The sequence below is a fragment of the Nostoc sp. FACHB-133 genome, from assembly GCF_014698055.1.
Lineage (GTDB): Bacteria > Cyanobacteriota > Cyanobacteriia > Cyanobacteriales > Nostocaceae > Nostoc.
The window spans coordinates 240803-265061 of record NZ_JACJSH010000002.1 but is presented as its reverse complement, the minus strand read 5'-3'; the positions used below and the strand labels follow the sequence as shown (position 1 = coordinate 265061).

21 protein-coding genes and 1 pseudogene are annotated in these 24259 nt (G+C 39.8%); 13 read left to right on the top strand and 9 right to left on the bottom strand.

Translation table 11 applies throughout. The annotated features are described in order from the left end of the window. Window positions 1–79 precede the first annotated feature (79 nt). On the top strand, window positions 80–703 hold the full coding sequence (locus H6G86_RS03140; protein ID WP_190933124.1) for a class I SAM-dependent methyltransferase: 624 nt from the start codon (window positions 80–82) through the stop codon (window positions 701–703). Window positions 704–792: 89 nt separating this feature from the next. Here the strand turns inward: H6G86_RS03140 and H6G86_RS03135 are convergent, their stop codons facing one another. Beyond that, window positions 793–1290 carry a GNAT family N-acetyltransferase gene (locus H6G86_RS03135; RefSeq protein ID WP_190933062.1) on the bottom strand — a complete coding sequence of 166 codons (498 nt, stop codon included), beginning with the start codon at window positions 1288–1290 and terminating at the stop codon, window positions 793–795. 430 nt (window positions 1291–1720) lie between these two features. Between H6G86_RS03135 and H6G86_RS03130 the strand changes: the two genes are divergently transcribed. The 7 genes and pseudogenes from H6G86_RS03130 to H6G86_RS03100 all read left to right on the top strand — a co-directional run bounded on the left by H6G86_RS03130 (window position 1721) and on the right by H6G86_RS03100 (window position 7814). Further along, window positions 1721–1921: a hypothetical protein gene (locus H6G86_RS03130; protein ID WP_190933061.1), complete on the top strand. Its 201-nt coding sequence runs from the start codon at window positions 1721–1723 to the stop codon at window positions 1919–1921. Between the two features lie 660 nt (window positions 1922–2581). Continuing rightward, entirely contained in the window at window positions 2582–2911 is a 330-nt protein-coding gene (locus H6G86_RS03125) for a hypothetical protein (protein WP_190933060.1), read from the top strand. 72 nt (window positions 2912–2983) lie between these two features. Continuing rightward, a complete protein-coding gene (locus H6G86_RS03120; protein WP_190933059.1) occupies window positions 2984–3532 on the top strand; it encodes a GIY-YIG nuclease family protein in 549 nt (182 codons plus the stop codon). Between the two features lie 47 nt (window positions 3533–3579). Further along, window positions 3580–5169, top strand: a complete 1590-nt coding sequence (locus H6G86_RS03115) for a protein kinase domain-containing protein (RefSeq protein ID WP_190933058.1) — start codon at window positions 3580–3582, stop codon at window positions 5167–5169. 681 nt (window positions 5170–5850) lie between these two features. Beyond that, the gene (locus tag H6G86_RS03110; protein WP_190933057.1) at window positions 5851–6210 is read left to right on the top strand and encodes a Mo-dependent nitrogenase C-terminal domain-containing protein; all 360 of its coding nucleotides are present in this window, start codon (window positions 5851–5853) and stop codon (window positions 6208–6210) included. Between the two features lie 21 nt (window positions 6211–6231). Beyond that, window positions 6232–6505: pseudogene (locus H6G86_RS03105) on the top strand (cupin domain-containing protein). A 562-nt stretch (window positions 6506–7067) separates the two neighbouring features. Beyond that, window positions 7068–7814 carry a creatininase family protein gene (locus H6G86_RS03100; RefSeq protein WP_190933056.1) on the top strand — a complete coding sequence of 249 codons (747 nt, stop codon included), beginning with the start codon at window positions 7068–7070 and terminating at the stop codon, window positions 7812–7814. 149 nt (window positions 7815–7963) lie between these two features. On the opposite strand, the gene H6G86_RS03095 is transcribed toward H6G86_RS03100, so the two are convergent. Both H6G86_RS03095 and H6G86_RS03090 read right to left on the bottom strand, forming a co-directional pair. Next, complete coding sequence (locus H6G86_RS03095; RefSeq protein ID WP_190933055.1) at window positions 7964–8566, bottom strand: CPBP family intramembrane glutamic endopeptidase; 603 nt, start codon at window positions 8564–8566, stop codon at window positions 7964–7966. Window positions 8567–8660: 94 nt separating this feature from the next. Next, window positions 8661–9725 (bottom strand): DUF3326 domain-containing protein, encoded by a 1065-nt coding sequence (locus H6G86_RS03090; protein ID WP_190933054.1) that lies wholly within the window; start codon window positions 9723–9725, stop codon window positions 8661–8663. A gap of 308 nt (window positions 9726–10033) precedes the next feature. On the opposite strand from H6G86_RS03090, the gene H6G86_RS03085 reads away from it, so the two are divergent. Beyond that, a complete protein-coding gene (locus H6G86_RS03085) occupies window positions 10034–11308 on the top strand; it encodes a WGR domain-containing protein (RefSeq protein WP_190933053.1) in 1275 nt (424 codons plus the stop codon). Between the two features lie 127 nt (window positions 11309–11435). Here the strand turns inward: H6G86_RS03085 and H6G86_RS03080 are convergent, their stop codons facing one another. Together H6G86_RS03080 and H6G86_RS03075 are read right to left on the bottom strand one after the other, a co-directional pair. Beyond that, on the bottom strand, window positions 11436–13853 hold the full coding sequence (locus tag H6G86_RS03080) for a helix-turn-helix domain-containing protein (RefSeq protein WP_190933052.1): 2418 nt from the start codon (window positions 13851–13853) through the stop codon (window positions 11436–11438). A 247-nt stretch (window positions 13854–14100) separates the two neighbouring features. After that, window positions 14101–14499, bottom strand: coding sequence for a hypothetical protein (locus H6G86_RS03075; RefSeq protein WP_190933051.1), 399 nt, complete (start codon window positions 14497–14499; stop codon window positions 14101–14103). Between the two features lie 242 nt (window positions 14500–14741). Between H6G86_RS03075 and H6G86_RS03070 the strand changes: the two genes are divergently transcribed. The 4 genes from H6G86_RS03070 to H6G86_RS03055 all read left to right on the top strand — a co-directional run bounded on the left by H6G86_RS03070 (window position 14742) and on the right by H6G86_RS03055 (window position 21063). After that, on the top strand, window positions 14742–15998 hold the full coding sequence (locus tag H6G86_RS03070) for an alkaline phosphatase PhoX (protein ID WP_190933050.1): 1257 nt from the start codon (window positions 14742–14744) through the stop codon (window positions 15996–15998). A gap of 309 nt (window positions 15999–16307) precedes the next feature. Continuing rightward, on the top strand, window positions 16308–17246 hold the full coding sequence (locus H6G86_RS03065) for a ferritin-like domain-containing protein (RefSeq protein ID WP_190933049.1): 939 nt from the start codon (window positions 16308–16310) through the stop codon (window positions 17244–17246). 23 nt (window positions 17247–17269) lie between these two features. Then, a complete protein-coding gene (gene uppS, locus H6G86_RS03060; protein ID WP_190933048.1) occupies window positions 17270–18028 on the top strand; it encodes an undecaprenyl pyrophosphate synthase in 759 nt (252 codons plus the stop codon). Window positions 18029–19143: 1115 nt separating this feature from the next. After that, window positions 19144–21063 (top strand): iron uptake porin, encoded by a 1920-nt coding sequence (locus tag H6G86_RS03055; RefSeq protein ID WP_190933123.1) that lies wholly within the window; start codon window positions 19144–19146, stop codon window positions 21061–21063. 96 nt (window positions 21064–21159) lie between these two features. Here H6G86_RS03055 and H6G86_RS03050 read toward each other — a convergent pair whose 3' ends face one another. The 4 genes from H6G86_RS03050 to trxA all read right to left on the bottom strand — a co-directional run bounded on the left by H6G86_RS03050 (window position 21160) and on the right by trxA (window position 23913). Beyond that, window positions 21160–22089 (bottom strand): GUN4 domain-containing protein, encoded by a 930-nt coding sequence (locus tag H6G86_RS03050; RefSeq protein WP_190933047.1) that lies wholly within the window; start codon window positions 22087–22089, stop codon window positions 21160–21162. Window positions 22090–22104: 15 nt separating this feature from the next. Continuing rightward, the gene (locus tag H6G86_RS03045) at window positions 22105–23034 is read right to left on the bottom strand and encodes a hypothetical protein (protein WP_190933046.1); all 930 of its coding nucleotides are present in this window, start codon (window positions 23032–23034) and stop codon (window positions 22105–22107) included. 194 nt (window positions 23035–23228) lie between these two features. Next, window positions 23229–23393: a hypothetical protein gene (locus H6G86_RS03040; RefSeq protein ID WP_190933045.1), complete on the bottom strand. Its 165-nt coding sequence runs from the start codon at window positions 23391–23393 to the stop codon at window positions 23229–23231. Between the two features lie 202 nt (window positions 23394–23595). Next, window positions 23596–23913 (bottom strand): thioredoxin, encoded by a 318-nt coding sequence (gene trxA / locus H6G86_RS03035; protein ID WP_190933044.1) that lies wholly within the window; start codon window positions 23911–23913, stop codon window positions 23596–23598. Window positions 23914–24259: the final 346 nt, after the last annotated feature.

Sequence of the window (24259 nt, the reverse complement as noted above, 5' to 3'; positions counted from 1 at the left end):
AAACTATAACCAAATTCTGGGAGGCGCAGCTAAACTTACTCTAAAAAAGCATCAAGCTTTAAGGAACTTGCGAAAACTTATGACTGATAACTTCTTGAGTAACAAAAAGCTACTTTTTGACCGATGGGCACCAAGTTATGACTGGCTCTTTCCTTCAGTGTTTTATCGAGCCATTCACAAACGCTTGCTGGAGTACGTCGATTTACCAAAGCCAGCAAATGTACTTGATATCGGTTGTGGTACTGGCCGCTTACTTGAGCGCCTTGCTACTCAGTTTCCTGACCTGCGGGGTACTGGATTGGATTTCTCTGCTAATATGTTGCGGTTAGCAAGACAGAGCAACCACCACCGTCCACGTTTAATTTATATCGAGGGCAAAGCTGAGTCTCTTCCCTTTGCTGATGGTCAATTTGATGCTGTCTTCAGCACTATCAGCTTCTTGCACTATTTGGAACCGAAACAGGTAGTTAGTGAGATAGCACGGGTACTTTCTCCCGGTGGACGCTTCTACTTAGTTGACATTAACATTACTTCTAAAAAAGAGGCAGAGCCTCAATTATTGCCACTTACTCCCCGTGGAATTAGACTCTACAGCCCTAATCAACGTCAACTTCTTGGCTCTTCTGCTGGGCTATTGTGTTTGAGTCACCACTATTTATTAGGGCCAGTATTACTAACAATTTTTGCTAAACCCCCAATTTGAAAATAGAGAATTGGAAAGAGTAAAAGATTGTAAACAGCTTGTATCAGTCATTGTTCTCTATATCTTAATTACGAATTACGAATTACGAATTACGAATTAGTATGACCTCGATATTCCATAAACACCACAGGAACTTTGAGCAGCTTTTTAGCTAATTGCGACAATCTAAATTTATCGTTGAGCGTAGACAAGCCTGTTGTTCTGGGAAGTTGTGGCAAGTCTTCAAAAGATATTGGTGCAAAATTAAACCGACTGTAAAACTGTGCCAATCGTTCACCTAAACATTCAAGATAAAGTGGTTGCGTTGCTGTATTAATCAAATGCTGCGTTAGCAAAGTACCTAAACCGCGACCTCTCCAAGCTGATGCAACGACCAAACTACCAAGTTCTTGTGCCCCTGAAAAATTACGTAGCTGTCCGCAAGCTACGAGATTATCACCGCATTCAATTACCCAAAATTGCTGCCAGTTTAATTGGGTTGGGTCGAGTTTCGCTGAGAATACCAGCAATCGAATCGACCATTTATCTGCCAAGGTTGCCTTGCGAAGCACACATCCAGATGGTAACGGTGGATTACTCTGGTTCATGAATTACACTTTAATCGTTTGGATCATAATCATCACACGATATTTTTGCTTTTTGTTCGCGCAGCGTGGCGTAAGCATATTTACTTGTGTAGGAAGGCAATAGGCAAGAAGGCTTTTTGAGTTGTATGGAGTTTTTCACGCAATCAAATATGAGTCATGTAGATTAATTACCATTCCCTGTCAACTGTCAATAAAGCAATTTTAAAAGCACCTTGGATATCAAATCTGTTTTAAGTTGTCCTTTAACGACAGCAAGCGTTCTAAGGCTATCAAACTCTACATTTTTGGGTTTTTGTCAGCATCAATGAATAGTACCAAACAATACTTTCGATAGAGGTGATAATCACCCATAACTATATTCTGGATAGATGTACTCAAACTCTTAATCTTCTTAAGATAATCCTAAGAATAAATAATTAGGAATGTAATCATGGCTGAACAACAAAAACAAAAATCTGATAATCAAGAAACTACGCCTAGTTCTTCTGGCGGCTACCAAACCCCCATCGACGAAAGTATCCGCAAAACTGGCGATGCTGAAAAGAGTGATGCTAAACCCACTGCTACACCAGAAGCACCAGGAGAGGATGGTATAGCAGGTAGCCCTAATCAAGGAACTGAGTCACGTTAATTAGTATTAAATTTCCCAAGTTGGAATCATCTTCTTGGGTTTTTTCTACCAACCCCGATTTACTAAACTTTGAGTGGATAGTTGTGGTTTATATCACGATTATTCACTCATTTTTTTATGAGAACTTGGTGCGGTAAGTTCGTAGGTGCAGCCCAATCTAGGCAGCGCTTTTGTATTTTTGCATTATTATGTATTTTATTTTACTTCGGACTAAAAAAATGATTTTCCTTGCATTTACAGGAATTTTCAGGTAGATAGACGACTCTGTAGGGGCAATTAATGAATTGCCCCTAGGACAGGAAAATAGCTGTAGTTAGGGCTTACGCAAAGCTATACGCTGTAGGGGCAATACTCTGCGGGTAATCCGTTGGAGAACTCGTAGAGTAGTAGCCGCTCCATGTCTACATAAATTACCCCTATGGTAAATCAAGGCTTTCGCTGCTTTTTTGCGTAAGTCCTAATTAATATTTTTGAATATGATGTCTGAATTTTATCAGCACAGTGCTAAGGGAAAATCACCTATCCCTGAAAATCTGCTCAACTTCATGATTCTTAATCATGCCAGCTTCCTCTAGTGGCTGACAGAAGTCCCACAATCCAATAGGCTGATCTTAAAGTAGTGATTTTTCACTGAGTCGTTAAGAACTACCTATACAGAAAATGTCTCTTAAAATAGTCCAGAACTTTGATGGCAGTTTCACTCTTGAAGCACAAGCCCAAGAAACTTTGTTCAACTTATTGACAAGCGATGCTTTCTTAAATCAAATTCGTCAACAATTGCAGTGTGAGCAAATTAAATTTACAGAATTAATTTTCCAACCAGTTCCTTATAGCTTAACTACAACTAAAGGAATGCCAGTAGAGTTTGAAAAGTATCATGAATCTGATGAATATGCCATCATCAATGTACCACCAAATTTCATGTTTAGTGCTAAAATTTTTAAACCCAGTCGCCTTTGTGCAATTTACCAAAAATTGGGTAATGGGTAATTTTAAAGAGAGTTTTTCCCTAATTAGCAATTTTCCATTCTGAAGGCAAATAGTAAGTTTAATATTTGATGTATGGCTCTTGAAACGAATCTTTCTTCTTTGGCAGCCCTGGAATACATTCCTTACATTGATGATAGCGGTCAATTACCTGAACAATTTCAAGGTAAAATCGGTGTATATGCTATTTTTGACCAAGAAAAAGTACTGCAATTTGTAGGATACTCTCGTGATGTTTATCTTAGCCTCAAGCAACATTTAGTCCGTCAGCCACAGCAATGCTATTGGGTCAAAGTTCAAACTATTGAACGCCCTAGTCGCACAATTTTAGAAAATACTGAAAATGCTTGGATTGCTGAAAATGGCGGTGTACCTTGGGGAAATGGGGATAACAAGGAAAAATGGACTCATCCCATTGATGTCAAATTGATAATGACATCTGAAGAACAGGCAAAATATCAAAATCCAGCTAATGATGAATTAGCACAAATGAAAATTATTAAAAATGTGGCGCGGAGAGTAGAAGCAGAAATTTCAACGCAATTATTAGAAGTGCGTGGTTTACAAATGCAAATTCGCTTCAATCCTAAATTGAAAGAAGAAGGTTTACTAGATTTGAAATGAAGGTTGTTTTGGGAAAACTATCTTATGAATATCGCTTATAATCTCCCATGACAATACAGCTATTGAACGATCGCTATCAAGTTATCCGCACACTGGGCGCTGGTGGGTTTGGTGAAACCTATCTAGCAGAAGATACCTATATGCCCTCAAAGCGCCGTTGTGTGGTTAAACAGCTAAGACCAATTCACAATAATCCCCAAATTTACCAGTTAGTGCAAGAGAGGTTTCAACGGGAAGCAGCTATTCTCGAAGAACTCGGTGGTGCAAATGACCAAATTCCAGCATTGTATGCCTATTTTTCCTCTGGCGGACAATTTTACTTAGTTCAGGAGTGGGTTGAAGGCGATACTCTAACTGGAAAAGTTCAAAAGCAGGGGCTATTTAGTGAAGGCGCTGTCCAGGAATTATTCATGAATTTATTACCCGTGCTGGATTATGTTCACTCTAAGCACATCGTTCACCGCGATATTAAACCCGATAACATCATTGTGCGTCATCGTGATGGTAAACCAGTGCTGATTGATTTTGGCGCTATCCGGGAGTCAATGGGAACTGTAGTAAATTCTCAAGGCAATCCTACCAGTTCGATTGTGATTGGTACACCTGGCTATATGCCCAGCGAACAAGCCGCAGGTAGGCCAGTTTATTCGAGTGATTTATACAGTTTAGGAATGACGATAATTTATTTACTCACTGGTAAACAGGCGCAACAACTAGAGACGGATTCCCAGACAGGTGAAATTGTGTGGCGACAGTATGCGAGTCATGTTAGTCCAATCTTAGCAGGAGTGATTGATAAAGCGATCGCATATCATCCGCGCGATCGCTACCCCACAGCTAGAGCAATGCTGGATACTTTGCAGAACATCGCAAATCCAATTCCACCAACGCAACCCATCTTGACTCAACCGACTATAGTTTCTGCACCACCACCTCAGACATTACCTGTCAAACCACAACCGAATCCTCAAGGTAATAGTCAGAATAATATCCTTATGGGCAGTTTGATTGCAGGTGGGCTAATCGGTGCATCTGTGATTATTAGCCAGGTATTAACAAAACCTACTCAATCTACAGCAGACAAAACGGTATTACCTTCAGAAACTCCGTCAAATGTCACCGCCCCAGTGACAGAAACTCCTAAATCTATACCAACTACCCCATCTGTTCTTACTCAAACTTCATCTGTTCCTACTCAAACCCCATCTGTTCCTACTCAAACCCCATCTATTCCTACTCAAACCCCATCTGTTCCTACTCAAACCCCATCTATTCCTACTCAAACCTCATCTGTTCCTACTCAAATTACACCCGCCCCAACGACATCAATACCGCCAGTTGGTACCACGACTGTCAACACTTATTTATGGCTTTCCCAAAGGCTTGTAACTGATGCAGATTTGGACGGTAAAGACGGTTTTGAACTAGATATTATGCGAAATTCGATTTTTGCCAGTCACGGCCGCCGTTTTGATACTCCTGGATTACAAGATTATTTTGACAACCAACCTTGGTATAAACCTATATATTCACCAAAAGCGTTTCCATCTAAATTACTGTCAAAATTAGAGCAACAGAATATCGAGTATATCAACAAATATCAAGAACGTTACGGCTTGAGATATTTTAAGAAATAAGTTTAGGCAAGAGGCAACTGGAAAGAAGGCTTTTTGAATTGCACGGAGTTTTTTCAAAAATCAATCAAATATTAGCCTTATATGTTGTTAGGGTCGTACTAGTGTAAGCGGTTACACTCGATACATTTATTGCAAATATTCTTGTAAATGCTATAACTTCTAATTATATTAGCTTGAACTTATCAAAGGATTTATTGCTACTTATTAGATAATATCTAGGTTGTCTGGTGTAATAAACCAGACAAATGACTAGATATTTAATAGCCTAAAATCGCTAGATATTAAAGACTAGTCCTACCGAAGCCTATATGGAGTGAGAGCTAAACTGTTTTTTTCTACGCCAAATTCCATCTCTAGATACTAGGCCGTTTCAGAACCAGGCATTTATATTTAATATATAAAATTGCTATCTCGAACATTAGCAATCCATAAGTTAAAGAAATGCCATTTTTATAATTTCTTTGTTATTTTGTATTTAACGGGACAGTTCTTCCCGATTTGGTGGGCTTAAATAACAATTAGTTAGACAATTTCCCTCCAAAGATGTATGCAAATTCTTTGCATTGTGCTTATTTTTCTGCATAATTTCCAAGCATAATGCAAATTGGCTCGACAGATTAGATGGTAATATCCCAATTCGGCAAATAGTTCATCTACACAAGGAAAACCTTGCCTACTACTATGCTTAAAATCAATAATCAGCGTATTTTTTTGCCTGCATTTATTCAACCTTTAGGACAAAATAATCAAGCAGATAGCAAAAAAGAATTAGCTAAACCTAAATTAGATTTATTGCAACCATTACGTCAATGGCTGGATGAAATTGAGATTCAGAACCGGAAATTAGCGAAATTTATTGCTAAACTGATTCCTGCTCAGTGTCCATTCGAGCGTGATATCAAGCTTTTTGGTCGCACAATAGGACACATTCCGCCAATGTGCAAACTCAATCCCCTTTATAACGAACTTGTCTTCTTGCGTTTTCGCGCTTTGTGTTATTTAGTAGATCAGTGTGGAGAGGATATTCAATCCTACTGCTGAACATAACTAGAAAAACGCAACATGGAAATTCAAATTGAGCATCAGCCTAAGACTTGAACGCCTCAATGAGTTAGGTGTCTATAAATGGAATATTTGGAGAAAGGAAGTCTCAAAATTCCCTTGGACTTATGATTCTCAAGAAACTTGCTACTTTTTGGAAGGCGATGTGGTTGTTACTCCTGATGGTAGACAACCAGTGCAAATGGGTAAAGGCGATTTGGTGATTTTTCCGGCTGGAATGTCCTGTACCTGGGAAATTACAAGCGACGTGAAAAAACATTATTACTTTGATTAATCAAGACTTAAAATTGATCCCCGTTCTTTTCTTGATGATCTACAAAACCAACATCTCACAACATCTCATAAATTTAGGTTTTTCTTATAGGTGGGGTTCGCAACGAGGATCGTAGGATAAAGTAGCATATTTGGTAAATTGCTTATATCCATATCTGTCAAAACTCGTTGCGACTCCATCCCCTAAACAATATTTATAAAAATAGATAGCCTCATTTTCTCCATATTTGGCAGAAAGTTGATGGCAGATATCTAAAAATATGAAATTCATTGATCCCCGACAATTTTTGCGAAGTCGGGGATCTTGTTCTTGAAATTTATCATAGCGATCGCCACTACTGGGAATCTTAGGAGTTCATAATCAAGTTAGTGGGAGTTCAATACTTTTCGGATAAACCCAATAATCTCTCTTTTGGTCTGGGGAAAGGTTAAAGGGCAATGGGGAAAGGGAAATTCAAACCCTTTCCCTTTCCCCTTTTCCCCTTAACCGAAAAGTATTGAGATGCTATTCAGCAGAGGAAGATTTCGTCTTACCACAATTTTATTGAGGAAAATCATTAAAAATGTTACTGCATTTGAGTACTTGGCAAGAAGTCGAAGCTTATTTACAGCAGTCGAAGGGGATTATTTTCCCTATTGGTTCTACAGAACAACATGGGCCAACGGGGTTAATTGGTACTGATGCCATTTGTGCAGAAGCGATCGCAGCTGGTGTGGGTGATGCAACTGGCGCGATCGTTGGCCCTACAATCAATGTGGGGATGGCACTGCATCATACTGCTTTTCCTGGCACAATCAGTCTGCGTCCTAGCACATTAATTCAAGTAGTTCGAGATTATGTAACTTGTTTAGCCAAAGCTGGTTTTAGCAAGTTCTACTTTATCAACGGACACGGTGGTAATATTGCCACCCTCAAAGCGGCGTTCTCCGAAACTTATGCTCATTTAGAAAATTTGCAGATTGCCAATGCTCAACAAGTGCAGTGTCAAGTGGCAAACTGGTTTATGTGCGGTTCTGTATATAAACTAGCTAAAGAGTTATATGGGGATCAAGAAGGTTCTCATGCAACACCAAGTGAAGTAGCCCTCACTCAATACGTTTATCCACAGGCAATTAAGCAAGCACCCCTTTCACCAGAAGTTGCAAGCGGACACAGGATTTATAGCGCAGCTGACTTTCGAGTGCGTTATCCAGATGGACGTATGGGATCAAATCCTGGTTTAGCAACACCAGAACACGGAAAGCAATTTTATGATTTGGCGGTGAAAGAACTCAGCAATGGATATTTGGAGTTTGTGAACGCAGATTGAAGGGGGCAGGGGGAAAGGGGCAGGGGGCAGGGGGCAGAAAGTAGAAACTCTATCTAATGTGTGAGTCCTGCATTTGTACCCTTTCCCTTTGCCTTTCCCTGTTAACCAAAAAGTATTGGGGCTATGCCTACGCACTAATTTCTACAAGCTCAAAATTTATTTTTTAATTGCCGCAATTGCAACATTTTCCAGAAATAGCTAGAAATCCAATTGGTAATCATGTGAGCGACAATCGGCACTAATAGATTGCCCGTAAGCAAGGCACTATATGCCAATATCATCCCGACAATTGTTGCCCAAATCACATAAGGCCATTGTTGAGAACCACTAAAATGCAAGATGCCAAAGCAAAAACTAGATACAATGACAGCCAGATGATCTAATCCTAAAGCTGACAGCATTACACCTCGAAATAACAATTCTTCACTCAACCCCGGTAGTAAACCGAGCCAAATTAAGTCTGGTAACGCTAAGGGCTTCAGTACCACTTCTAGATAATAATCTGCACTTTTTCGATAGGGAGTCCAAACGCGATAAGCTATGCCACTTAACGCGGTAATGATAAATCCCAATCCTACACCCAACAGCAAATCTTTCTCGTCCCACTTCCAGGAAAAGAGGGAAAAGTTACCAAAGTGCAACGACAGTTTGGCGACTATCAACAAAATGATTGCAGTCGCTCCCATCGCCCCAAGTACTTGGATGCGTGTCAGATATGGAATTTCTGGCTCTTGTTTTTGTTGTTCAATCACAGGTTTTTAGGGGAAGGGGCAGGGGGAAGCGGGTAGGGGGAAGATAGAACTCTAACTCTTGTACAGACGCGATTAATCGCGTCTCTCCTAACTCCTAACTTTTAATTACTGGCTGCAAAGGTGATAGCTTGGGACGGAGAGCGGAGGGGTTAATGCCTGCTTTGTGTGCTACTAATACGCCTACTGCTTCTAAATATGAGTTTACCTGTATAACTTTGATCCCCAACGGTTGGGGAGGAACTTTGATTAGAGTTTTATTTTCTTCTACCGTAATTATTTGGCATCGTCTTTGACTTAAACTCAGTAAGGCACTGCTACCACAAGCATTTGCAGGTGTGATCGCAGCATCGACTTCATCTGCCCAAATATCTCCTTTATCTGATGCAATCGCTCCTTTATCTATTATAAATTGTGGGGCACGACTTAATCCGACAAGGACGCAGGGCAAAAAGGTATAGCCTAATTCTTCGGCGGCGGAACGGGGAGATAAATCAGGTTGTGGAGGTTCGCTCAAAAGGGCGGGAGAATGGGCGCAAGGAATTTGAAAGGTTCGCACTAGCAAATGGCTAATTACGGCTTCTGCACCCGCTAGGGGATCAACGCCTTCACCGTGGCGATATTTTTGTACTGCTTCTGAGTCCATATCATCGGGGAAACGGGCAACAACTGCGATCGCTTCTGCCCCCGCTTTTTGAATTAATATCTCGGCTGCTCGTAACAAGCTATCCGGATTGCCAATTGTTCCCCAACTAGCTCCCGATGCTGTAGTCCGTAATTCTACATTTAATGGTGCATCAGTAATTACATAATCTGTTAGGGTCAATCCCAGAGTAGCTCTGACTGCATCAGCTGCTTGTATATGCCGTAGCCGCAACTCTGGCTCAATGCCTTGGTCTAAAAGCAAACCTACTTTGTTGTTGCGGACTGGACGTAAACCCCAGCATCCAAAGGCGAATTTGTCAAGCCCGTAACCTTCAACATAGAAAGTATTTGGAAGATTCCAGTATAAACTTGCACCATTCAGGACATTGGGGTGAGTAATTAGGCGATCACAAACCTGTGCGATGACTTTGGCAACAGGTAAAGCATCTCCTGCATAACCCCCAATGGCAGCCCCAATGCCAGTTGGTACGATTAAGATAGCGGTGTATGGACGCATATTGAGTTATGAGTTATGAATCAGAAGCCATCAAATACTAACTCCTAACTCTTGTACAGACGCGATTAATTGCGTTTCTAATTTTTAAGTTGCTTGAAAAGTGTTTTGCTGTGACTCAAAATAATGGAAAAACGAACCGCCAAGTACGCCTTCTCTACGAGACACTACGTGAACGCGAAGCGTCTCGAAGAGAAGAGCGCCAAGAATAGAGAGTTACTCATTTAGTGCAGCTTCACATTAAATTGTTATAAGTCTTAAAATTCTATATGTTTGCTAATTTGTAATAGTAAATTGAGTGCCACAGAAAAATGCTTTTATTCAAACAGCGTTTATTAACATTTCATACAGGAATAAAATATTTAATTTGTTTAGAGGGTTGTATAGTCAATCTCATAAAATTCTATCCCGATACGGTGGGAGAAAATTTGGAAACTTATAAGTTGAGTGACCAGACTGAGGCGGAGAATTTTTACTTAGGAATTCTTCGTCAATATGAACCTATTTGTTCTTCCTCTATAGATGAAATTTCTACAACTCCTCCTATAACAGAAACACTATTAACGCAGAGAGTATATTTAGAATTTACTGACAGTAAATCTCACAAGTTTTACGAAGTCGTCGTTAAGTTCACAGAAGTAGTCATTAATTATGGTCGAATTGGGACACAAGGGCAGTCTTCTACTAGTACCTACCCTACTGTAGAAAAAGCACGGTTAGCAGCATCTAAAAAAATTAATGAGAAACTGAAGAAAGGTTATGTGCAAACAGTAAAGAATAAACAAAATCCCTCTGAACACAAAGATTTGGATATATCTCAATTCACGTGTCCAGCTTGGAAACCTATAGTCAGAGAAGGGGATGATTCGCTACTATCTTCTAAATTCGCGGGTCGTCCTTGGTTGGCTGAAAATGAATCTTGGCCAACTTGCCCAAGTTGTGGTGGCTCATCTATGCAACTCTTTTTTCAATTGAACTTGAGCGAATTACCAGAGCCAGTACAAACGGAATATGGTACTGGATTAATACAAATGTTTCATTGTATACCTAGTGGCTGTGAAGGAATTATCCAACGCGCTCCAGTCTCCTATGGTAGAGCCGCCTATCCCATCCCCAATGTGCTGATTCGGATGATTTCACCGACCTCAGAAGCCGCTATTCCACATTTACCAATGATTTATGGGAAAAACTATGGAGTTCATTTTTCTGCTAAAACTATTATTGATTGGCAAGAAGTGGAAGATTATCCCCAGTTGGAAGACCTTGTAGCCTTGGTTTATGGTTGGGATAAATTGGGAAATGAAATGCTAGAAGATGAAGTGATTGAGCGACTAGGTTTTGAGGATCTGGATGATTTTTGCGATCGCATTACACCTGTAGAAGGAGATAAACTAGGGGGTTATCCAGAATGGGTACAGGGAATGGAATGTCCTGGTTGCCCCATTTGTCAGGAACCTATGCGTCAGGTTTTTCAACTGGCTTCTAAGGATAATATCCCTTATTCGTTTGGAGATATGGGTACTGGACACATTCTTCAGTGCAAATCACACAAGCATGAATTTGTTTTTGTTTGGGCTTGCAGCTAGGAAATTTTCATGCGCCTGATTATTAATTTACTATAGGACTCATATTTTATTTTTGAAAAATACAACTCAAAAGCCTTCTTTCCTATTGCCTATTGCCTCATTCAGAAACTATAAGCAACTCAATATTTTATATATTATCACTGTTATACTGCCTGCTAACGCAGATAAATAAACCAGATTGTGGAATTGAAATTTTTTCAACTTGCTTCGGAGCTTTTATTTCAGTAAATAGCTGAATTCCTTGATTAAAATTAAGTTTACTTTCATCAGATTTTGCCATCTTTTGATAAGTTAAACCTAATTGATAATAAGCTTCAGCTAGATCGCACTTAGCACCTATTTTATCCAACAGTTCGATTGCTTCTCTATGATGAGCCAGGGCTAATTCAAAATCTGCTTGTTGTCGATTTATTTCTGCTAAACCATTGAGTGTCTTTGCTTTCACTTGCATATAGTGGCTTTCTTCAGCAAAAATTAAAGCTTGGTGTAATATTTTATTTGCTTGATAAAACTCTCCTAAATTGACGTATGTTTGACCCAAAATTTGCATGAAATATACAAATCTCCCAGTCTGTTCTCCCAGCTTTTCGTTCGTAATATTCTGATAAGCTACATCTGCTAATGCAAATGAGGCATCACGCAAACCTAAATAAGAATACACTAAAGCTAAACAAACTGATGCTTTCTCTGCCCAGCGATGATGCTCAGTATTTTGAGCTAAACAAATTACTTGTTGAAATAAATTTGCGGCTGCCTCTAGTTCCCACAAATCTATTTTGTAAAGACCAATACTTAATAAAGAATCTACCTCTAGCATCCTCAGATAGTAAACTGGATGTTTATTTTCTGGCTGAGGTATAAGTGATTTTAGTGCTTGGGTTGCCAGAGTAATAGTCTTTTCTTGACAAGCGATCGCTTGACTAATTTTACCTGTTATCCAATATAGATCGCCCAGTATATTATAGAGTTCGCTGAGGTTTTGGTTATTTTCCAGATTGTTAACAACTTGATTAATTGCCGCCAGTATCGGTTGAATTAAACCCATCCGATACAACGTACTACCAAGAGGCAAAAATTGTTGCCATTGATTATTTCTGCTTTTTAAAATTACCTTACCTGCTAACTCAAACTCATTAATTTCTATATAATGATAATATGCTTCCAGAGCTTGTAAAGCATCTTTAAAGGTTTCAATTTGTTTAATACTAGCTGTCCAGAATTCTGCGGCTTTGTGATTGGCAATTTCCCATTCATCGCTGGGGCGTAAACGTGCGATCGCTTCAGCACGAATCACCGGATGCAGCCAGTATTCACCTTTATCGCACTCCACCAAAGACCGATTTCTCAACGAGGCGATGATTTGGCGATGTTGATCGGGTGGAACATCCCAAAGTAAACAAAATAACCCTTGTGATGGGATAGTAGGTATATCTTGGTAACGATAACATCCCAAACGGCAAAGTAAGCGATATGCTTGAGGGTCGAGGGCTTGCAAACGATTGATTTGACTAACCGCTAAATTTTTTAAGTCCGTTGCTGCTAAAGGATCGGCATGATTTTCTTGCCAATAAAGAACCATGTCACCGCCAAAATCCTCCTGAATCGAACCGCAGAGAATTCCCATTGCTTTAGCATTACCGCCATAAGTGCGATGCATGATTTGCAAGGTTGGCGAGTCGATGGCTAATCCCCGGTTGCTAAAAAACTGTAGCCATGCGCTTTGATCTAAACCAGGAAGCCGATAGTGATTCACATTCAACCCGGGTTCACAAAGGCGATCGCGGCTTGTAATCAAAGTAACAGATTGCACCCTAGCATCAGCCAACACCCGCAATAGTTCTACATAGTTGCGGTGAGAAGCAATCAACTTACCTTGTTGATCTAATGCAGGTTCGAGATTGTCAATTAACACCCCAATCCGCCGATTGTGGAGTTCGCGCTTGAGTCGTCCCAATGTAACCCCAAATTCTACCCCAGGTTCTTGATCAAAATCTTGTTTGAGCCATTCCTCTACTACTCGTTCGGCGGGGGTGATATTTTGCGTTTCCTTCGCCATCAGTAGTTCCAAAACCAAGTCAAACCCCTGATGGAGATATTGCTGCGCTAGAGTAGTTTTGCCTAAGCCTCCCTCTCCTTGGATAACAATGACTTTTGATCCTTGATTTACCAAATTATTCAGTTGAGCGATCGCTTCTGCTCGTCCAATAAAATTGGTATCCTCTAATTTTGGGGTGGGTTGGGGCGATCGCGAGTAATCAATCAGACTAGATGATATTGCAGTCGTTTTTCTCAGAACCCGTTCCAAAGTAGCGCGACAATTACTTTTGGTTATCTTTTCTCGCAATACCTTAGAAAGCAGCTTCCATAACTGAGAACCAGCATCCTTGGCGTGTCCTTCCGTACAACCGTAAGAATGAGCGATATCCAAGTATTTTCTACCCAACCAAACTTGCACAAGAATCACTTTTTGCAAATCGCTCAACCGTTCCCCAGTCTGCGGAGGAATTGTGGCATCTAACCATGCTAATGCTGCTTCAGCGTCCATTGTGTAACGACGAGGGGAGTTCAGATTTTAGGGACAACTATAAATTACTCTACAGTTATATTGCTAGAGTTTTCGGATAAGATTCTGTAAATCCGACTTTTTTCCCGACTTTTGCAAACTTTATTCAAAATTCAGCCGCAATTTTCATTGCTTCTTGTGAGTGCAACTAATGGAGTCTCTTGCAAAAGCCACTTAATCGACCCAAAAAATTAATTTAGCATCACTAGTTTTTTAATACGTTTGTCAATTAGCTCAATCTTGTAATAGTCAAAATTAAAGTTCCATGATTGTTAAAATACATTATTGGGACATCATTGGCATAACAAAACAACTCCCCACTTGAAGTAGCTTTATATTTCTCCAATTTCTTTCCAATTAAGAACTCTTGTTCACCAGACTGGCCAATATTCCCAATTAGGGAAAACCAGTTTTCGTTTGGTTTTCTGCGGAACATCTCAGCCCAACGTAGCCACGGTTTTGTATACCCATCTGCATCACTTCTAATCTTGGCATCATACCAAAACTGTTCTCCTTGTACTTCAAACTTATAACTTGCTCCTATTTCTAGAAAAATACTAGTGGCGTTCCAGTATTTCTGAGCGTCTATTATTGTTTCTGATGGAGAGTCAATTTGTAACTCTATCATTTTTGTATTATTAATTTTACATAATTGTAACGATAGAACCGGAACTTCACTTATTACATACAAATAATCACTTGACGAAGAAAAAATATTAAGGAGATAAGTTTAGAAATTTGTCTAACTTAAATGCCTTGAATAATCTTTTTTTAACCTCTTATTAATTTGGAAAACCTGCTCCTCCTAGATAATTAAGGCTGGCTATTTGTAACAAATTAAGCCTCGTTCAAAATATCAGGGAGTATACATTGAATATATCAAGACGGCAGTTTTTTACCCTGGCAGGGGCATCTGCTACAGGTGCTGTCCTTCTATCTCCTTTGCAAGCATTCTATGCTAAACCTGCGATCGCTGCGGGTCCCTACGGCAATTTAGTGACCGACCCCAACGGAGTATTAGATTTGCCAGCTGGATTCACTTACCGCAGACTGTCCGAAACAGGTCAAACGATGAATGATAGTTACCTAGTACCGGGTGGTCATGATGGTATGGGTGCTTTTGCCGGGTCTAATGGCAATACGATTCTAATTCGCAATCATGAACTCGGTACTTCTGGTAATGGTGTGGGCGCTCCCAGTGGCAGCAAGTACAACTCAAATGGAAGGGGCGGTTGTACTAAATTGGTTGTTAATTCTTCCCGCAACCTGGTAGAACATCGCGGTGTCCTAGCGGGAACTATTCGCAACTGTGCTGGTGGCCCTACGCCTTCAGGGTCATGGTTAACCTGCGAGGAAACTTTTGAAACCAATAACGGCAAGAAGCATGGTTATGTGTTTGAAGTTCCCAGTAGTGCAAATACTTTTGTCACTCCCGTCCCACTAACCGCTATGGGGCGTTTTAATCACGAGGCTGCTGCTGTAGACCCCAATACAGGGTATATCTACATGACAGAAGACCGGAGTGATGGGCTTTTCTACCGCTTCATTCCCAACCAAAGCAACAACCTGAGTGCTGGTGGCTCGCTATACGCTTTAAGGATTACGGGGTCGTCTGGAATCAACACAGCTACGGATTTCCCAAAAAATACGCCTAGGGCGGTGAACTGGGTACTGATTAGCAATCCTGATCCCACATCTGATACTGTCAGAACAGCAGGGTATAACAGCGGTGCCGCTAGGTTTTCAGGTGGGGAAGGCATCTTTTATGGCGGTGGTTATGTCTACTTCACTTGCAAAAGTGGTAGTAGTTCTGGAAATGGGCAGATTTGGCGTTATTCGCCCGCCAATAATACCGTTGAACTCTATATTGAACCCAACAATTCTGGTGTGCTAGACAATCCAGACAATCTTGTGGTTTTCCCCAACCGGGACATCTTCCTCTGTGAAGATGGAGATGGAACGGATTACATTCTGGGCATCACTCCCAGTGGAAGTCTTTATAAGTTTGCTAAAAATGCCCTCAACACATCAGAGTTCGCCGGGGTCTGCTTCTCCCCCGATGGTCAGACGATGTTTGTCAATATGCAGAGTCCAGGAATAACCTTTGCTATCTGGGGGCCCTGGTAACGCTACATCCTGTTTCAGCCTAGCCAGAGCGATCGCTCTGGCTAAACTCCTAGTGTGACTTCAATCAGACAGTCTGACGTAAAAAACTTAGAACCATTACTGGGACAGTATATCTGGCGTTGCTGATTAAGAGTCAGTTAATCCTGGTTTGAAAATACCTTGATTGTAGGTGATTACAACTAGACTAAAGACTTTTTCACCGACTTTTGCAACCCTATCACATCAAACTGCCGACTTCAGCCGACTGACAAAAGGAAGTGCGATCGCTTAGGCTATTGGGCATAGAGATAAAAAATTAAGTATAAAAATATGCTTAACACCTTCAGCCCAATCACAGAAGACTTAGCAGGTCAAAGCTATCCTAGCCCTCATTATTTGCAAACACAGCGCCGCATTCGTTCACTCATAGATAGATATATTGCAGTCGAAAAACTACATGAACGTCTGCAAGATTTATCGATACAGTTTGCCAATCCCCAACCCCGTCCCTGGAAACCCATTGATTGGCAGACGATTAACCGCAATCAAATTATCGGCTTAGATGCAGAGATATTTTTATCTATATTGATAGGTGCAATGGATACAGAAGCACCAATTCGCGGCTATAGCCAAACTAGTCGCCAGTATTTAGAAAAATTGCATCCTCAGATGGCTCGGTTTGTTGGTGGAACTGTCGGTAAAGATGGCGAATTGCTGGAACTTGGTTTGTGGGAAAAGGAAGAACGTCAGCACACACCTGCATTAATCAAAATCTACACCCAATTAACAGGCGAGAAAATTACCCCAAGACTTCGGACTGTTAGAAGCTATCTCCCCACAGATGACGCTCACGAAGACTTATATCGCCACGGCTTACACCGCATTGCCACAGAATACGGTGCAACCTGTCTTTATATTTGGTTGATGGCTCACACCACTGGCGCACTCCAGGATGTTTTAGAGGAGCTAGCACAGGATGAAATCAACCACATGACCAAATTCTGGGGGTTTGGAGTTTGGACTTTTCCTGATACTGGCTTGATGCGAATTGGACGCACACTCATCAAAACGCGATCGCAAAATTATCAGCGCAACAACCTCATGCGTACCCTTCGCCGCATGATGGCTACCCTCAACTGGAATGCTTGGTCATTGACTAACAAAGCAACTCTCCTCTTCACCTTCACTTATACAATGCGTCGTCTGTGGAGTTGGAACAACACCCTCACACCAGAGTACTTACAAAATTTATTTGAAACCACTCATTAGTAAAAACAAAGGACAAATGACAAATGACAAATAACAAATCAAAATTACCCAGCGATTTAAATCCCCAAAAAATACCCCAGCATATCGCCGTTATTATGGATGGTAACGGAAGATGGGCAACCAGTCGAGGATTACCGCGCATTGCTGGACATCGCCAAGGAGCAAGTACGCTCAAAGAACTATTACGTTGCTGCAAGGATTGGGGAATCAAAGCGTTGACAGCCTACGCTTTCTCAACAGAAAATTGGCAGCGTCCTATTGAAGAAGTAGATTTTCTGATGCTGTTGTTTGAGCGATTATTACATCGCGAGTTGGCTCAGATGCATCAAGAAGGTGTACGAATATCATTTATTGGAGATTTATCGGCTTTACCCAAGTCTCTACAGACGGAAATGGAACGTTCAATGACAGAGACGTTGAATAATCAAGCAATTCACTTTACTGTTGCGGTCAACTACGGTAGCCGCAACGAAATTACCAGAGTTTGCCGTCAAGTAGCTCAACTCGTAGAACAGGGCCAACTCAGTGCGGAACAAGTGAATGAAAGTCTTGTAGAACAACACCTCTATACAGCAGATACTCCAGAACCCGATTTGCTGATTCGTACTAGCGGTGAGATGCGATTGAGTAATTTTCTTTTGTGGCAAATGGCGTATACAGAGATGTATTTCACCGATATTCTTTGGCCAGATTTTAATCGAGAAGCATTTCATCAGGCTTTGTTGAGCTACCAAAGTCGCGATCGCCGTTTTGGTCAAGTTAAAGCTTCACTGTCAGCTTAGGGTATTTGGAAACCTCTCCATTAAATTTCCCCCTTCCCGACGCGGGAAGGGGACTAGTAGTTCGCCAAGTGAAATTGGCGGGGTAAAGGGGAAGGGGGAAAGGTTTCAAATCCCTCTTACCCCTTACCCTTTCCCCAGCCATCACGCAGCATTTTTGGGTTGGCAGACTACTAGGTTGGTTGCTGCTATCAAGCATAAAGTAAAAGCACCCATAGTACCAGGATGGTATATGAGCGCTAATAAATTAAAACATTATTGAGGATAATCTATCTGCTATGACAGACCGAAGTAACTATAAGAATAGCAGGCGGTGGGTAAATAAACTGCAAGGGTAGTTACAAATGTTTTGTTAAAAATAGTACTTACTGTAAGGTGTTGCTTCTTTTGCCAAAATGTGGTATCTTTCGCTCCTAGTTTAAAAATTTTCTGTATGCGATCGCTATAAAGCTTCTCTTGGATGAAACTGGTTAACAACCGTGAGAAAACTTATTTGCACCGTTTTCCTCCCGATCTTACCTGTACCCCAATCGATCTGCGATCGCGCTCTCTTAATTTTTTTGAATCAATTATTCTTTGGTAGGTATTGAGCCGAAATGCTGATACTGTTGGCGAAAGTGTTACACCTAAAAGCTGCAACGGCAGATTGAACGTTTGAGCTTACATAATACTTTAGAATACAAATATGTATTACATTCGCCAACGATATCAAATCCTTGGCTCAATACCTATATTCTTTATCATAAAATCAGACTTATTTAATTATTATTTTGTCAATATAGCAACCCGATTTTATATTTGAACAGAGAAAATTTGGAAGGCTTATGAATCAAGCATCCTACGGAGCTTAGTGTTCAAAAACCATTTATTATTTGCTATAGTAACTATAAAAACTATCAATATAATCTTTTGTTAATTCTTTCCAAAAATAGTATTTACTATTATTTAATACTTGCGATATAAGCTGATGTTCTGGTAAGTCAATTCAGAAAAAATCCTGATATCCAAAATTTAAAGTTAACAAGACTCACTTGCTAGATTTACTTTAAATTTACTTATCAATCAATTTTAAAATCGCAATTAATTTTTCCCCTATTTTATCGGTGTTAGGAGTTATGATGGCAAAATATCTACTAGCTTCTGCTAGTGGGATGGGATTTTTGTGTTTAATTGCCGGGTTGTCACCTGTGCAAGCCATTCCTAGTTTAGAAATTGCAGATAAAAACGTAGCTGTTAATCAAGATGATGGCAGCTATCAAAAAAATGATTCTTATCAAAGCAATTTGGCAAATAATATCTCCAGTCAATTGCTGATAGCTAACGATAGTCAAAAAAATTTATCCTCAGTCAATCAGCAGCAAAAAAATCAAGATTTAGGAGTAGATTCTGCTGTTAATTTTTGGCAGCCAATCACAGCACAATCCGCAAGATCATCTCCATCCTCAGACAAACTTGCACAAGTAACATCCGTATCCCAATTGTCTGATGTACAGCCGACCGATTGGGCTTTTCAGGCACTCCAATCTTTAGTTGAGCGCTATGGTTGTATCGCAGGTTATCCCAATCAAACCTATCGCGGTAATCGGGCGATGACTCGCTATGAATTTGCTGCTGGCTTAAATGCTTGTTTAGACCGAATCAACGAACTGATTGCGACTGCAACTGGTGATTTGGTCAAGAAAGAAGATTTAGCCGCGTTGCAGAAACTACAAGAACAATTTGCGGCGGAATTGTCAACATTGCGTGGTCGAGTAGATGCTGTAGAAGCTCGCACAGCAGAACTAGAAGCAAATCAGTTTTCTACTACGACCAAACTCAATGGTGAGGTAATTATTGCTGGTGTTGGTGCTAGTGGTGGCGCTCCTAATGACAGTGACCCGAACATCATCCTAGTCAATAGAGTGCGATTAAATCTCACCACTAGCTTTACTGGTAAAGATTCATTAATTACTGGATTGCAAGCCTATAACTTTTTGGGTGGAGTCGATGGACAGGGTAGCTTACAACAAAGTTTAGGATTAGCTTCGCCGCTTTTAAGTTCTAGTAGCGCTCGTACCAGTTTTGAGCCGCAATTTCCAGGGTTAAATGTCAATACTTTGTCGAGCGTTGGCGCAAACAGTGTTCAGCTTTACAAATTACTGTATATTTTTCCCGTCGCTAATAAATTAACCTTGTTTGCGGGAACTGCGGCGGAAACATCAGATGCTTTCCCAGCAATTACGCCTTTTTATGGTGAAGGACAAGAGTCAATATCTCGTTTTGGCAACTTGAATCCTGTGCTACGGGTTTCTGGTGGGACTTCGGGTACTGGTTTAGCATCGGCGGCGGGCTTTATTTATAGTATTTCCCCGAATTTGGATTTACGAGCTTTATACGGTAGTGTAAATGCCAATTTACCCCAAAAAGCTGCTAGTGAGGCACTACCAGGAGTTTCTACTACACCTTTGGGAGGAGGTTTATTCAGTGGTAGTAGTGTTATTGCCGCACAGTTAACCTTCAAGCCCAGTCCTGACCTAGATATTGGTCTAAACTATGCCAATAGTTATCATGAAATCAATATTTTAGGTACAGGATTAATCAGTGCTGATATTGGTGCTTTAGCTGGTGTTGAGGCTGGGACACCAGTCAAACTCAACTCTGTTGGGGGTACGGTTACATGGCGATTGTCTCCCAAAATAGCCTTATCTGGCTACGGTGCAGCACTATTTGTTGATGCTGCTTCAAATAGCGTGAATGCTTCCACCACCTTTACAAGTTGGATGGCGGGAGTTCACTTCAGAGATTTATTCAAGTCAGGAAACACTGCTGGGATTCTTTTTGGTCAGCCGCTTTTCCGTAGTGATACTGGTGGTTCTGCTCAACTTACCCCCACAGGCGAGAATCGGGCCACTCCTTACCATTTAGAAGCTTATTACCGCTTTCAAGTTAGCGATAATATCAGCATTACCCCTGGTGCGTTTGTTCTTTTTAACCCAGAAGGTAACAGCAACAATGACACTACGACTGTAGGCGTACTTCGGACTACTTTTACCTTTTAAGAGATTGGGAGTAGAGAGTCAAAATCCCCCAATAATTTGGGGGATTTTGGGATTGGGTAACAAAGTTCGCAGTAATAACAATATTGCCCTGTCTTACTAATATCGTGACAGAAAAATATTAAGTCGGCGCTGAAGCGCACTAATATTTCTAGAATCCAAACCCACTAACCGAGATATAGATGGAAAGTGTCCTTTAGGTGCGTCTAGGCTGAAAGTATATTCTTCATATTTAACCCATTCACTATTGGCAAGACTTGCTAGCCATCCAACTTTATAAGCAAAGCGCTTACAATCTTTCTTGGCTTGCCAAAGACCTTGTTGGACACTGAAACCAAATCTACCTTCACTATATTGAACCCAAAGCTTATTAATAATATAAAGGTCATGACGAGGAAATTTTTGGATTTCTCCACTATCTAAAAAACCTTCTTCTTCACGATCACATATTTTGAGCATCGTAAAGTAAGTTTCTCTATCAGCTTCTTGCCATTTTTTTTCTGCTAGTAATTCTTGCAATTTTCTGTAATCAATACCAGAAGTATGAGATACAAGAGTTAATTCTGCTGCCAATTTAGACAGATGTAACTGTACATCTGATAAAGATTTAATAATTAATGTTTGCGAATCTCTTTCCAAAGCGTGAGATGGAAATTGGGATATTTGCTCTTTTATTTGACGTAATTCTTCAAGAATTTTATAATTTGATTTTTGTTCATCAGTCATAATTTCTTTCAAAGCTTGTAATTCAGTTTGAACAGCTAGTGAGGCTTTTTGAGTCTCAGCTGACCTAATCTGAGCTTCTATTGCTGTTTCTTCAGTATTTGTCAATCGCTCCTGCATCGTCTGAAGATTAGATTTTAATTCCTTTATTTCCGTTTGGAAGCTTGCAAGATTTGATTCAATATTATGCAAATTATTATTTGCTTTCATATCCTGTAACTCTTCACGGCTACGCCTGAGTTCTTCAATTGCTTTTTCGTAATATCCTAATGGTGTTTTCCAGTTATCATTACCTGCTTTGAACATAAAAACTTGTTGATTTTATTGATTATCTATTAATAATATTTGTGACAACTTATACTCTGATATAACATTATTTTTGAAGTCATAACGATTCATTGTGCTACGCCAAAACTTGCAAAGTAAACCATATTTTATCCAATCTTTAACAGCTCTGTTTTTTAATTCTGGAGAATTCCTTACTAAAGCAGCCATCATAGCGGCATTTTGTTGTAATTGTCCATAAATTTTCAATACCTCGTCAATAGAAGTATTTTCATCTAACTTACTCAGTTCATAGCATTCGCTTAACTCATAAAGCTCAATATCAGAAAATAGACCACCAGGCTTCCATGCTATTTTGAGCCTTTGTCTACATTTATCAAGAGGACTGGGTAAAGCGTGAACTAAATATTTTTTTAATTCATTGCGAATTAGTTCAAGTTTGCCATCTATCAGTTCAGATATTTTATCAACTATTTGATTAGCATCTTGAAATAACTTATTTTCCAAATATTCGATTTTTTCCAAACTCTGCTCAATGCTGTTTTGAGACAAACTAATCGCCTGCATTACAGCTAGTGACATTTGATTAATTCTGTTCTCTAGATAAAAATTAGTTCTATTAACAGTCTCCGTGAGGGCTTTTTCACGGATTTTATCTATTTTGTCAAGGTGATGTTTAACTTTTTCATCTGTGGTATTCAACAGATATTCAATGTCAGCTTTAACCTTACTTTCTAATTCCTCGCTTCTTTCTATGGCATGATTAATGCTTTCTTGAGCTATATAATCAAGCTTGTCTGCTAAAGGGTAAAGTTTGTCATCAAACAAGTTAGCTATTTCTTGACTACTTTCTCTCACAACCTCCTTAGCTGCACCCTCAAATTGTTTGACAAGACCTCCAAATAGCCATCCCATCATTTCTTTACACCCTTTGACACCATAACTAGCAAGCAAATATCCTCCCAAAAATAACACTCCTGAAAAGGAGTGTCGAGGATAAGATAATGACTAATAAACAAGTAGAAATTTGGTGGACAATTATCAAATAAAAATATTGTCTTTTTGCCCAAAATCTTTTATGCAAAACTGGTGAGATGCTTTGGTTCGCTACGCTCAAAATAAAGTGCGTAGCCCATCATAGATATCGCCTCACACATAACCTAATTGTTTTTTTTACCTGAGTTACCAGGTTGATTTGAAAGTTGGTGCTTTTGTATAACCCGCTCAATCTGGCAAGTTACCGCATTTATTCTGTATTTAACCTTATCAAAATTAATATTTACCCAAATATAGGCTTTGTCAGTCCTTTCCTGCTTATTATTCATATATTGCTTTTCTTGTCAAGATATTTTGTTATATCTATACAATATATCTATCTCTGTTTCTAAACTACTTTCTCTAGACGTATAAGTAAATATGCTTAATATTTACTTAAGATTTTATCTGCTAGAAGTTCAACCACTATTTACTAAAAGAGACGCGATATTTCGCGCCTCTAAGAAGCAAAACCAAATTCTAAGTATTAGCTTAAATCTTTGTTTGTAGATATTGCACCAACTGCGGTGCTTGCATCACTCCCTCTATCCTGTCCACAGGTTGACCTTGCTTAAACAATACTAAGGTTGGAAGAGAGGCAATTTTGTACTCAGTAGCCAAATCTGTGTACTTTTCCGTATCAATTTTGACAATCCGTAGGCGATCCTTAAGTTGGAGATTGACTTGCTCTAAAATTGGCACCATCATTTGGCATGGGCCACACCAGTCAGCGTAAAAATCTACTAATACAGGTACATCAGAAGCAGACAGCATCTCTTCAAAGCTGTTAAATTCTTTTTTAGTTGCCATGTGACACACGCCGATTTTCAATTGTTTGTTTCAATAGTAATTCTTAGTAAATAAAATCGGTACAAGTTTATGGGTTTTGTTGGGAAAATATTAGATTACTCAATATAGATTGATTTATCCGCAAAAATCTTAAATTTTTATAATAAAATCCATGTATTGTGTGTGTTTGTGTATATGGATTAGATATGTATTTAAACCTATTTTAGCTGTCTAAATAAGGGAAGTTGGCACAATAAAATCATATTATGTAAAGAAAAATTAACTAGGCTAAAACCCTTATAACTATTGCCTTATCCCAAAGCTAAATACAAAGAATAACTTATCTATAAAATATCTAATTTGCAGG